Below are 13,353 nucleotides of genomic sequence, written 5' to 3' on the forward strand. Positions count from 1 at the left end.
TTTTAGTTTGGATGCCTTATTGTAGATAAAATTATTTTATTTAGAAATTACAAATCTTCTTATAGTAAAGGAGACTATGAGAGTTAATATAAACATAATTGATATAAAAATTATGTATTTGTTTTTTATAATATTTTCTATATGAGCGGAAGCCATTGTTTGTTTTTCATAATGGCTGGAGCTGCTTAGAAGAGGTAATTTTCCTATATTTTTTCCTTTAAAGGATATGGTGGCCTCTTCAACTACTTCCCCTGTATTAAAAAACTTAACTGATAAATTTGAATTTTTTAAGGTAAAACTAGGAACAGCGGTATCATTTTTATTTTTAACATAGTAAAAATCAGAAGCTGCAGTTAGCGGGACAGAGATATTATTTTTATTATAAGTTGTAACTAAATCTCCTTTTGAATATAATTTCACAAGACTGAAATTATCAAATCCAAAATTAAATAAGGATATGGAATCAGGAAAAAAAGTTTTATTTTTGTCATGTACCAGGGCTACAATAAGACGCTGGCCATTTCTTGTAGCAGCAGATACGTAAGAGTGCAGAGATTGTGTGGTATATCCGGTTTTACCACCTTCACAACCACTGTAATAGTAAGTTGAGTTTGATTGTATCAATTTATTCTCATTCCATACGCCTCTCTCCTGAGGAGATTTATTGGTAGGAGGAATAGTATAATATAATGTAGTAGCTATTTTTGAGTATTCGGGATTTTTACATAATTCTCTCATTATGAGAGCTAAATCCTTTGCAGAAGTTTTGTGTTTTTCGTCAAATAATCCACTAGGATTTACAAAGTTTGTATTATAAGCTCCAAGTTCATGTGCTTTTTTATTCATTTCAATTGCAAATTTCTCTGAGGAACCATTTCCTATATATTCTGCTAATGCCTCTGCACAATCATTGGCTGAAGCTAGTAAAAGACCATACAGTAAATCTTTCACAGTTAACTCTTCACCTTCGTAAAGCCCTATTCTAGTTCCATCTACCAGAGGTGGATTTTTACCAACTGTTACTTTATCATTTAAATTTGCATTTTCAAGGGTTAAAAGTGCAGTCATTATTTTTGTAGTGGATGCAGGAGGATAGGCAGAATCAGGATTTTTAGCATATAAAACCTCACCTGTTGCAGCATCTAAAAGTACTGCACTATCGGCTGAAACAGAAGGAAGTGTTTGGGTGGCGTAAACGTTATAGGGATTAATATAACATATAATTAGAAAAAATAATATAAATGTAACTATTTTTTTCATTTTTTCCTCCTTTAAGATAATCATTAAATATTATATCAAAAAAATGATATGGATGCGACAAATTTTTTTTAAAAGTTGTCAATAATTCAAATATAAACTGTGTATATAACGTATATTTTATCTTAAATTAAAAGTATATAAAGTTCCATATATCCTTAAATTATAGCCATTTTAGCTTATAATATAATGAAATTTACACAATTTTAATATTAATATTAAAATTTTAAAATTATTAGGAGGAAAAAAGTGAAGTATAAAAAGAAAATTATAGGTTCTGTTGTTATTCTAATAATACTTAGTTCATTTCTAATAGTATTTTATATTAATTCAAAGTCTATAGATGATGTGTCTAACAATAAAGAGGAAATATTTAAAGAACAGTCCGCTGCAGGAAATACTACAGAACAGTCTTCCAGTGACATAACTGTTTATATAAATGGAGAAGTTAAAAATCCCGGGGTATATAAATTAAAACAAGATAGCAGGGTGCAGGATTTAGTAAAAGCATGTGGGGGCTTTACAAATGAAGCTAATAGTTATAAACTAAATTTGGCTAAAAAGTTAAAAGATGAGGACTATATATATGTAGACAAGAAGTCAGATAATGAAAATTTGCAATTACAAAATGGGTTGCAGGGAGAAACATCGGAAAATGCAAAAGTAAATATAAATACTGCTACTAAAGAAGAATTAAAAACCATACCTGGCATAGGTGATGTAACTGCACAAAAAATTATAGATTATAGGGAACAAAATGGAGGCTTTTCATCAATAGAGGATTTAAAAAATATAGATAGAATAGGAGATAAAACTTTAGAAAAGATAAAAGATAAGGTAGATATAAGGTAAACTAAAGTTAGGAGCTATTTTAAAATATGTAGTATGAAGTAATCACTGATACTTCTTGGTTCTTAGAAAATTGAGATGGAGAAGGGTGTTTCTTAGCAAACTCCACCTCAATTTAATCAAAACTTGATATAATAGATATATATTATAGTGTATGGAGGGAAAAATATGTTGTCAAAAGATATGGTACAATTAGGAAGCAGGAGATCTACTATTAGAGAGATATTTGAATTTGGCAGGAAAAGGGCAGCTATAGTTGGAAGAGATAAGGTATATGATTTTAGCCTTGGAAATCCTAATGTTCCATCACCAGATTCAGTAAAAAATGCAATTTTAGATATATTGGATCATGAAAAATCCACTGCTGTACATGGGTATACAAGTGCACAGGGAGATGATAATGTAAGAGATGTAATTGCCAAATCTATAAATAAAAAATTTGATACAAATTTTACAAAAGATAATCTATACATGACTGTAGGAGCTGCAGCATCTATAAGTATATGCTTTAAGGCTTTAACGAATCCGGGAGATGAATTTATTACCTTTGCACCATTTTTCCCAGAATATAAGTGTTTTGTGGAACAGGGTTCAGGAGGAAGACTTGTTGTTGTACCTGCTGACATGGAAAACTTTCAGGTGAATTTCTTGGAATTTAAAAAGAGAATTAACAAAAGGACAAAGGCCGTTATTGTGAACTCTCCTAATAATCCATCAGGAGCTGTTTATTCAGAAGATACTATATTAAAGCTAGTATCTATTTTAGAGGCTAAATCTAAAGAATATGGACATGCAATCTATTTAATATCTGATGAACCCTATAGGGAAATTGTGTATGCAGGAGTTGAAGTACCTTATATCACAAAGTATTATAAGAATACCTTTGTTTGTTATTCCTATAGTAAGTCATTATCACTGCCGGGAGAAAGAATAGGATACATAGTTGTGCCTAGTGAAATGGATAATTTTAAAGATACTTATGCTGCTGTTTGCGGGGCGGGTAGAATACTTGGCTATGTTAATGCACCTAGTTTATTTCAAAAAGTTGTTGCAAGGTGTGTGGGCCAGACTTCAGATATTTCAATCTATGAAACAAATAAAAATCTACTGTATAAGGGATTAATAGAAATGGGTTACAAATGTGTAGAACCACAGGGGGCATTTTATTTATTCCCTCAATCCTTAGAACCTGATGCAAATTTATTCTGTGAGAAAGCGAGAAAATATGATCTTTTAATGGTGCCTGGAGATGATTTTGGGTGTCCTGGTCATGTTAGAATCTCTTATTGTGTAGAGACACAGCAAATTATAAATGCACTGCCTGTATTTAAAAAATTGGCAGAGGAGTATAAAAAATAATATCTTAAATTAATGGCTTTTAAATTATGATTTGTCATAAAAGGGGATTGTATGATACTAAATACAGTAGTTAAACAAATAGCATCGTTATTTATAATTTCAGTAATAGGTTTTTATTGTGGCAAAAAAGACATTATTGATGAAAATTTTTCAAATCAGCTTTCTAAATTATTATTAGAGGTAACGCTTCCTCTTTTAATTATATCCTCTTTTAGTTTTACTTATGAAAGGGCTATAGTAGATAATATAGTAAAAGCATTTATTTATGCAGTGCTTATATTTGCTATAACTCCTTTAATGGTAAAACCTTTATTGATGAAAATTGGAAAGGAAAAAAGAGATGTGCTTCAATTTGCCATGGTATTTTCAAATTGTGGCTTTATGGGATTCCCTATAACCCAAAGTATTTTTGGAAATGAAGGAATCATATATGCATCTATATTCAATATGGTTTTTAATATTTTTGTGTGGACTTATGGAATAATGTTGTTCAGCGAAATAAAAACTATTCGGGAAATTGGTAAAATATTAAAGAATCCAGGAATAATATCTGCTTTAATTGGAATTTTAATTATGATTTTTTCCATAAAAGTGCCTTCAGTATTTCAAGATGCCATGAAGGCAGTAGGGGGATTAACCACCCCTATATCCATGCTTATAATAGGAAGTTTATTATCAAAGTCTAATTTTAAAAACCTTATTAATGATGCAAGTATGTATTATGGAACTTTTATTAAGCTTTTGTTTATACCTGCAGCTTTATATATAGTTTCAATTTTTTTAAAAGAAAACTCTATAGTTATGAAAACTTTTATTTTAATGCAGGCTATGCCAGCAGGTGCAACAACTTCACTTTTTGCAGAAAATTTTAATAAGGGAAAGGAATATTCTGTATTCATAGTTTCTTTGTCAACGCTTTTTTCCATGATCACAATACCTTTGATAATTAAGTTTTGCTTATGAGAATTTAAAAGATAGTGGGAGGATTTACATAAGTATATTTAAAAAGCTGGTTTATTTCAGTTATATGTTAAAGTATATTATAGTATAAATCGATTATTATATAAGGTGATAAATATTATTTGATAATAAAGTAAAATAAGTTAGATTTATGTATTTTAATAGTGTTTTGTTTATATGGGAAGGTGTTGGGGTATGATTAGTTGGTATAAACATCCGTGGAGTGAAGTAGTAAGAGAATTAAACAGTAATGTATATTATGGACTGGAAGATGATCAAATAGAACTCTGCAGGGAGAAATATGGAAAAAATAAAATTATTATGCCTTCTACCAAAGGGCTGCTTTATCTTATGTTTATACAATTTAGAGAAATTTGGATTGTATTTTTAATTTTATGTATGGTTATGTTTATATATTTAGATATGTTTATATATGCAGTTGTATCCTTAGCTATTATATTTTTTAATATGTTATATGCAGCACTTGAAAGATATAAAGAAGAGAAAAATATTAAAGAATTACAAAAATTAAATTTAGGCATGGCAAGAGTAATAAGAAATGGGAGAACTGTAAAAGTACCTTCAGAAGAACTTGTAGTAGGGGATATAGTCATTGTAGGTGAAAGAGAAGGAATACCTGCCGATATGAGAATCATAGAAAGTAATGATTTAAAAGTTGATGAATGTTCTGTTACAGGGGAGAATTTTATCTCTGAAAAATATGAATCTAAAATAGATGATAAAGAGTTACTTTTGTCAGATATGAAAAATATATTGTTTAAATCCTCTTTTGTAGTGTCAGGAGATGGTACAGGTATAGTGGTGTCGGTGGGCATGGATACAGAAGTGGCTAATATGGTCAAGCTTTTAATTGAAGAAGGAACAGAAAAAAAATCTTTTGGTTTTAGGCTTCATAAAATTTTAAATATGTTTACTCTGATTTCCATAGGAGTTCTTTCTGTTATTCAATTAATATTGACTTTTATATTTAAACAGAACTTTTATGATAATTTAAAAGAATTATCCATTATATTTTTAAGTTCTATTCCTCAGGTAATGATTATAATAATTTTATTTTCAGGTACTATATTAGTTAAGAAGTTAACAAAAAAGAAAGTTTTTTTCAAGGGTTTATCCAGCTTGGAAAAACTTTCAAGAGTTTCAGCTATTTGTACGGACAAAGTAGGATCTTTTTCTAAAAATAAGATGGAAGTTGTAAAGGCTTACGACAGTAATGGATTTATTGATGTAAATGAGGAAGTTTTAAAAGAAAATATAGGAAAGAGTCTATACAGAATGTTAAGTATAGGCATATTGTGTAATGACATTAGATCTGTTAAAGTAGATGTGGAAAATTCCAGAGAAAATTTAGTGGAGTTAGCTTTAGTGAGATTCGGACAACAAAATGGCATTTATAAAGGAGAATTGGAGGAAAACAATAATAGAATATTTCAAATTTTATTTGACAGTGAAAGGCGTATAATGACAACTGTAAATAAAATGAGTAAAAAGTATAGAGCCAATGTAAAAGGGGCACCAGATTCTATTATAGCTAGGTGTACCCATATATTTAAAAATGGTGTGGAAGTTGAGATAACAGATGAAGATATAAAAGCTATAAAAGATTGGAATATTAATATGTCCAATGAATGCCTATATGTGGTAGGATTCGCCTATAGAAATTTCAATTATGAACCTAGTGTTAAAGAGAATATTGAAAGTAATCTGGTATTTGTAGGATTAATTGGCTTTGATAATATGTTAAAAGAAAATGCAGTGGATTCTATTAAAAAATCAGTAGCTCTTTCTATTAGACCCATCATAATTACAGAAGATAATAAGCTTACATCACTAGCTGTAGGAAAAAAACTGAAGATTGTATCTAGGCTTTACCAAATATTATCTGGAGTGGAGATAGATAATATGACAGAGAGTGAATTTAAACGTATCGGAGAAAAAGTTAATATTTTCTGCCGGGTAAATTCCAAGCATAAGGTACAGATAGTAAAGGCATTAAAGAGTTATGGATATGTAACTGCAATAACAGGGTGGAAGCTTACTGATTTACCTGCCCTTAAAATATCTAATGTGGGAATAACTAATACAAAAAGCAAAATAGTAAAGAGATTATGTGACATATTTACTGATAATATGGATTTTATGAATATTTTAGGTACTATAGAGGATTCAAGAAAGATAATGAAAGTATTTAAAAAAATAATTGTCTATATTATAAGCTGCAATTTTGCACTTTTAATATTTTTAATGGGAAGTTTTTTATTTGATTTTCATATTGTAAATAATATTATTATAGAGTCTTTTTGGTTTAATAGCATACTTATGTTTTTATCTATTTTAGCCCTTATATATCAGTATAAAGAGGAAGAAGGAGACTATACATATTATTCTATTGATAAAAGTATAGTTATAGATAATTTTATATTTATCATAACTGGTGGATTTCTAATGGGAATTGTGGCCTTTATAGGTTTTTATGTAGGTAATCTATACAAAGTTCAATTTGATCTTTTAACTTCTCTCTGGATTTTAAATACCTGTGCAGTAATATTTACTTATAGCTTTTCCAATAAAAAGTTTTTTCAAAATAAGATATCCAACTTAATTATAATTATAAGTTTGCTTATTCAATTTGCAGCAGCGTCAATTATAAGTAATTTTATGATTTTATCTGGTAGTATTTATTTAAAAATATTTTTAATATGTATTTTAATATGGATTATTTTTTGTGTATTTTATAAATTTCAAAGAGAAGAATTTGTTTAGTCTGTTATTTTTAGGATAAAATGATAACAGGAGGTGGTTTTTTGTATAGTAAATATAGTATAAAAAGACCACTGGTATTTCATTCTATTTCATTGGCGGCGGGTTGTATATCCGCCATAACATTTCTGGATAACATTTTTATAGCAGCGGTGCTCGCTGTTTCTTTTTTTATTATGATATTATTGACTTTAGAAATTAAATTTTGTATTTTAAATATGTTGTTTTTTATTTTTGGAGTATTATCTTTTAATGTATATTTTTATGTAGATATTAAGGAGGCTACTGAAATTAGAGTAGTGGAAAAGAAAGATTACTATTTTATAGGAGATTTCAAGGGAAGAAAAATTGTATTAAATGGTAAAGTGAATCTACTTCAAGAGGGACAAAAAATAGAGGCACAGGGGAGCTTCAAGAGAAATGCTTATATAGAGAAAGGTATAGTTGGAAACTATACTTTAGAACAATATAAAGTGTGTAAACATGATATAATACATGGTATTTATGAATTTAAAAGGAATATATATGAAAAATTTAAAGAGTCAATAGGGGAAGGCAGAGCAGCTATGGTTATGTCACTTTGTTATGGAGAAACTGATTACATGAGTGAAGGTCAAATGGAAGAATTCCAAAAGCTTGGAATAATTCATGCTGTGAGCGTATCAGGATTTCATATGGTCATAATATATAAAACGCTGGAATTTATATTTGGTCTTAAAATGGCTGTGGGTATATCCATTTTATATGTGATTTTTACAGGCATGGGTGCTGCTACCATGAGATCCTTCATAATGATATTAATATTTAAGCTGTCTAAAATATTTTTAAAAGAATATGACAGCATATCTTCTTTGAGCTTATCAGCTTTGCTCTTAATGGCTGTAAAACCTTATTATATAGTAAATATTGGATTTGGACTTTCCTTTTTAGCAACTCTTGGAATAATATTATATAATGAAAGAATTTATAGGAAGTTGTTTAAACTGCCGTCTAAAATTGCCAGTAATATAAGTCTTAGTCTAAGTTCTCAAATATTTTCCATGCCTTATATAGCTTTTACAATTGAAAACTTCAGCTTGGGATTTATAATAGGGAATTTATTCCTCATTCCTTTATTTTCGGTCATAGTAATTTTAGGAAATTCAGCATTGTGTTTATACTTCATTAAACCTGTATTTAAAGTCATTTCCTGGGCTATAAATTTTATTTTTATTCTGGAAGAGGCTCTTAATGCAATTATTTTAAAATTCTGTCCTGATATAATCTACCTTAAATATATAGATGGAGTAATTATAATTATAACTTATATAAGTTTTCTTATGTATAGATATGAACATAAAAGTTTTAAATATATTCCTGTAATTTGTGCAGCTTTAGTTTTCTTTCAAAGTTATAATTTTTTCCCTACCATAACTTTTATGAATAATAATAATGGAGAGGCTGTAATTATAAGAAAAGGTTTCAATAAGATTTTTATATGCAATTACGATTATATTAATACTCGCTGGATAAGGGATATAAAGGATAATGAACAAATAGAAAAGGTAGTGACCAATCCTCAAAAAAATTTCATATGTAGACTAGATAAACATATATATTTGAAAGTATATGATAATTTAGATACCTCTATGAAAATTAAATTTTATAATGAGAATAAAGAATTCAATTTTTTATTGACTAAGTATTATAAAGACCATATAGAGGTTTTTAAAAAAGATAATTGTATATATATACCTAAAATAAAATTGCCTAATAAATATATTAATGAAAGTTATAAAAAATATTCGTTAAATGATGAAGAAAGTGTGGGATATGGTATAATACTAAATAGACTTTTTAGAATCAAATAATATTTAATTCTATTTAAATAAAATGGAAGTGATTATAATGATAGATATATTTACTTTTGAGAAAAATTTAAAAAATGCACAGGTAGAAAATTGTTATTTGTTTTGTGGAATAGATGAATTTATTATAAAAGAGAATATAAGAAAATTGGTTCAGAAAAGTATAAAACCTGATTTTGCAGAGTTTAACTATATAAAATTTGATGGAAGTTCTCTTGAAAGCTTTGATCCTGTAATAAATGCCTGTGAAACATTACCTTTTATGAGTGATAAGAAGGTGGTACTTGTATATAGGGCTGCCTTTATAGGTGAGGAACAAAATAGTAAGAGTAAACTTTCTTATGAATTTAATAGTATACAAAATTATTTGAAAAATGTACCGGAGCATTGTATTTTAATATTATACTATTTATTTAAAAATAAAAGAGATAAAATAGGCAAAAAAATATATAGTTTAGATAAGTACTTATGTATAGTAAGAACTGATAAAGTGAAAGGGTATCAACTGGAAAATAAGGTTCAAGAGTTTTTTTACGAAAGAGGGAAAAATATAAAAAAAGTAGATCTTAGAATATTTTGCAGTCTTATGAATGATAACAATTTGAATATGATAGAAAATGAAGTTGAAAAGTTGTGTTGTTATACTTATGGAAGAGATATAGAAAGAGAAGATATTAAGAAAATATTTTTAAAAAGCAGTGAAGAGGATATATTTGATTTGGTAAATGCCATATCAAATAAAAAAATAAAAGATGCCATTTACATATTAAATGAACTTATTTATGAAGGCGTCAAGATAAACTATATTTTGTCCATGATAGAAAGGCAGTTTAATATTTTATTAAAAATAAAATTGTATTTGGAATGTGGAAGCACAAAAAAAGAGGTTATGGAAAAATTAAATATTAAATCAGAATATGGATACAGTGTTATGTTAAGCCAGAGCAAAAAGTTTACTTTGAACCAATTAAAAAGAGCTGTAGAAATGTGTTTAAATACAGAAGAGAAATTAAAGAGCCTATCTACAGATGAAAAGATTGAAATGGAACTTTTAATAATAAATACTACAGCATAATAAATAACCGGCAAGTACCGGTTTATTTATTATGCTGTCAATTTATTTAATTTCAAAGCTAACTTAGACTTATTTCTAGATGCCTTATTTTTGTGAATTACACCTTTTGATGCGGCCATATCCAAAGCTTTTACAGTTGCAGTAAAGCTAACTTTAGCTTCTTCTGCATTTCCACTTTCAACTGCAGCTAAAAATTTCTTTATAGTAGTTTTTAATGAAGACTTTATAATCTTATTTCTAAGTGTCTTGGTTTTTATAACCTTTATTCTTTTCTTTGCAGACTTTATGTTTGCCATGCTTTCACCCCCTTATTAATTATTAGATCTCAACAGCCTTGGGGAAATTTACCAATGAGTTCATTATATTTAACAAATGCTATTATAACATTAAATTTTAACCACTTCAAGGGGGAATTTAATAGCTTTAATTTATCTGAAAGCTGTAATTGCTAATACCAATTCAAGAATTACTTAATATATTCTAGGCCTTGTATAATAGTATATTGCAGGAGAAAATAAGCAATAATAATGTATATGTAGTATATGTAGAAAAGGAGTAAAATTAAATTTTAATGTTAATTTGTAAATGGAGAGTGGTACATAAATGTTTAATATAAGAACGGATTTAGCAGTAGAAGCTAAAGAGATCTGTGAAAAAAAAATGGGCAGTAAGATCCCAGGAGTAGAGATAGAAGAAAAGATGGAGGAGGATATAAAAGTAACTTATGTAAAGATAGTGGAAGATGTGGGAGAAAAGTTTATGGGGAAACCTAAAGGCTCCTATATAACTATAGATATGCCGGAATTTACCCACTATGATGGAGAAATGAGAGATAAGGTAAGTGTGGTAATGGGAAAAGTATTATCAGGAATGATAAATATAGAGGAAAGTATGACAGCTATGGTGGTTGGACTTGGGAATTGGAATATAACTCCAGATGCATTAGGGCCTAAAACAGCCTCCAAATTGATGGTAACCAGGCACTTAAAGGAATTAGTACCGGATAAAATAGATGAAGGGATAAGACCGGTATGTGTTATTTCACCAGGAGTTTTAGGTATTACCGGTATTGAAACAGGTGAAATTATAAAAGGGGTTGTAGATAAGATAAAACCTAATATTATAGTGTGTATAGATGCTCTGGCTTCTAGAAAGATGGATAGGGTAAATACTACAATACAGATAGGCAATACAGGAATATCTCCGGGTTCTGGAATAGGCAATAAAAGAATGGAATTAAGTGAGAAAACTTTAGGAATCCCTGTAATAGCTATAGGAGTGCCTACAGTAGTAGATGCAGCTACCATGGCAAATGATACTATCGATTTAGTTTTAGATGAAATGATAAATCAGAGTGAAAAAGGAAAGGAATTCTACAAGGTGTTAAAATCTATAGATAAAGATGAAAAGCAAAAAATGATAAAAGAAATACTGGAACCTTATGGGGAAAATATTATGGTGACACCTAAAGATGTAGATTTAGTTATAGATTCAATTTCAAAAATTATTGCCAATGGAATAAATATAGCGCTGCAGCCTGCTCTAGATTTAAATGATATAAATACTTTTTTAAATTAAATTTTTAAATCACATTAAGTGGACGGAGTAGGTACATTCCTTGCATTAATTAAGTAATAAATTTAATATACCTCTCATATAAATTAACAGTAATATATTTACGGGAGGGGGGAAAGCTGCTTTGAATAATTTAAGGCAGAAAAAATTGAATTACAGAAGAAACAATTTTAAAAATAAATCTAAGTTAGAAATATGTATGCTAACAGTGACAATAATACTAGTCATTATTTTACCTTGTATGGTAAAAGCTAATTCATATAGCAGTGATAAAAAAAGAAATATGTTTTATGTTCAAGTTTTGAATTACACCCTATCCACTGTGAAAGCCACCTCTTTTTCAGAAGATGATATGGCAGAAAATACTTTTTCTATAAGGGATACAGCTTTAAAAATGATAGGATTAAATACCAGTGATGTGTTGTCGCTTTTGGGAAAAGAAATGGCTTTTTTGGATTTAGATGATTCAAAGGATGTAAGTTTTAATGAATTTAATTTAGAAGATAAAGAGATTGAAAAAAGTAGTGATACATCAAGTTCCAACAGCCAGAATGATTTGAATTTAGAAAGTAAAACTGTAACTGTATATAATCCAAGTCTTAAAAAAACTTTAGATACTAGCACACCGGAAGTACTTATATATCATACACATACTACGGAGAGTTATAAACCAGGTGAGGCAAATAGTTTTGATGATACCCAAAATGTATGTGCTGTAGGGGATTCAATAGTAAATGAACTTCAAAATAATTATGGTATATCTGCGATAAATGATAAAACGGTTCATGATGCAGAAGCATATACTCAAAGTTATGCAAGATCCTCTGTAACTTTAGATAATTATTTAAAAAAATATGGAGATTTTAAGCTTATAATAGATCTTCACAGGGATTCGGTAGAGGATAAAAAAGCAGTGACTGCTAGATTGAATGGAGAAAATGTAGCTAAATTTATGCTGGTAATGGCTAGAAAAAATCCTCACTTTGATAAAAATATGATTATGGCAAATAAAATAATAGAAACTTCTAATAATTTATTTCCAGGACTTGCAAAAGGTATCTGTTATTATAATTATGGAACTAGATATTTTAATCAGGATAGGAGTAACAATGCAGTACTTATGGAAATAGGAGCGGATATAAATACATCTGATGAATCTAAGGCCACAGGTAAATATGTGGCTAGAATAATAGCAGAAATACTTAATAAGTAAAATTTGTATAAAATCTGTAAAAAAGATCATCCTTATAATGTAAACAATGTTTGTTATAGGGGTGATTTTTTTGAGTAAAAAAAGATTTATAACTGTAATGGTGATTTTTATCATGATAATCTTTTCGGGTTTTACAATTGTTAGTGCAAGGCTGCCTGAATTTATAAAAGATAATTCAAATTTTAAAATAAATTGTTCTCTTTCACCTTTTGATTTCAGGGTAGATGTGGGAGAATATTCTTTGTGTATAAATAATAAAATAGGCTATAATTTCAAAAATGGTACAAAGAAACTTGTAAACTCAATAGGGGAAGAAATTCATTCTGGAATCTCCAGAGTTACAAACGGAACTGAACACATATTTGAAAACATAGAAGATAAATTTACTAAATAATAGACTTTTCACTGTATATACGTTATGATATAATTTACTGTAG

The 13,353-nt window shown here is 28.6% G+C and carries 11 protein-coding genes; 9 read left to right on the forward strand and 2 right to left on the reverse strand.

The window, feature by feature from the left end; all coding sequences use genetic code 11:
• Nucleotides 1-36: 36 nt before the first annotated feature.
• Nucleotides 37-1,260 (reverse strand): D-alanyl-D-alanine carboxypeptidase family protein, encoded by a 1,224-nt coding sequence (locus tag BS101_RS05695; RefSeq protein ID WP_073537945.1) that lies wholly within the window; start codon nt 1,258-1,260, stop codon nt 37-39.
• Between the two features lie 246 nt (nt 1,261-1,506).
• Between BS101_RS05695 and BS101_RS05700 the strand changes: the two genes are divergently transcribed.
• From BS101_RS05700 to holA, 6 genes are all read left to right on the forward strand, one after another.
• A complete protein-coding gene (locus BS101_RS05700; RefSeq protein ID WP_073537946.1) occupies nt 1,507-2,109 on the forward strand; it encodes a helix-hairpin-helix domain-containing protein in 603 nt (200 codons plus the stop codon).
• 165 nt (nt 2,110-2,274) lie between these two features.
• Entirely contained in the window at nt 2,275-3,465 is a 1,191-nt protein-coding gene (locus BS101_RS05705) for a pyridoxal phosphate-dependent aminotransferase (protein ID WP_073537947.1), read from the forward strand.
• Between the two features lie 51 nt (nt 3,466-3,516).
• Nucleotides 3,517-4,428 carry an AEC family transporter gene (locus BS101_RS05710; RefSeq protein ID WP_073537948.1) on the forward strand — a complete coding sequence of 304 codons (912 nt, stop codon included), beginning with the start codon at nt 3,517-3,519 and terminating at the stop codon, nt 4,426-4,428.
• A 192-nt stretch (nt 4,429-4,620) separates the two neighbouring features.
• Nucleotides 4,621-7,209 (forward strand): cation-transporting P-type ATPase, encoded by a 2,589-nt coding sequence (locus BS101_RS05715; RefSeq protein ID WP_073537949.1) that lies wholly within the window; start codon nt 4,621-4,623, stop codon nt 7,207-7,209.
• A gap of 41 nt (nt 7,210-7,250) precedes the next feature.
• Nucleotides 7,251-9,056, forward strand: coding sequence for a ComEC/Rec2 family competence protein (locus BS101_RS05720; RefSeq protein WP_083585660.1), 1,806 nt, complete (start codon nt 7,251-7,253; stop codon nt 9,054-9,056).
• Between the two features lie 37 nt (nt 9,057-9,093).
• Nucleotides 9,094-10,128: a DNA polymerase III subunit delta gene (holA, locus tag BS101_RS05725; RefSeq protein ID WP_073537950.1), complete on the forward strand. Its 1,035-nt coding sequence runs from the start codon at nt 9,094-9,096 to the stop codon at nt 10,126-10,128.
• Between the two features lie 29 nt (nt 10,129-10,157).
• Here the strand turns inward: holA and rpsT are convergent, their stop codons facing one another.
• Nucleotides 10,158-10,424: a 30S ribosomal protein S20 gene (gene rpsT / locus BS101_RS05730; RefSeq protein ID WP_073537951.1), complete on the reverse strand. Its 267-nt coding sequence runs from the start codon at nt 10,422-10,424 to the stop codon at nt 10,158-10,160.
• Nucleotides 10,425-10,731: 307 nt separating this feature from the next.
• Between rpsT and gpr the strand changes: the two genes are divergently transcribed.
• The 3 genes from gpr (at nt 10,732) to BS101_RS05745 (ending at nt 13,310) form a co-directional block, all read left to right on the forward strand.
• Complete coding sequence (gpr, locus tag BS101_RS05735) at nt 10,732-11,706, forward strand: GPR endopeptidase (protein ID WP_073537952.1); 975 nt, start codon at nt 10,732-10,734, stop codon at nt 11,704-11,706.
• Between the two features lie 145 nt (nt 11,707-11,851).
• Nucleotides 11,852-12,916 (forward strand): stage II sporulation protein P, encoded by a 1,065-nt coding sequence (locus BS101_RS05740; RefSeq protein ID WP_073541158.1) that lies wholly within the window; start codon nt 11,852-11,854, stop codon nt 12,914-12,916.
• A 61-nt stretch (nt 12,917-12,977) separates the two neighbouring features.
• Entirely contained in the window at nt 12,978-13,310 is a 333-nt protein-coding gene (locus BS101_RS05745; protein WP_242951468.1) for a hypothetical protein, read from the forward strand.
• The last annotated feature ends 43 nt before the right edge of the window (nt 13,311-13,353 follow it).

The sequence above is a fragment of the Clostridium kluyveri genome, from assembly GCF_001902295.1.
GTDB classification, from domain to species: Bacteria; Bacillota; Clostridia; order Clostridiales; family Clostridiaceae; genus Clostridium_B; species Clostridium_B kluyveri_B.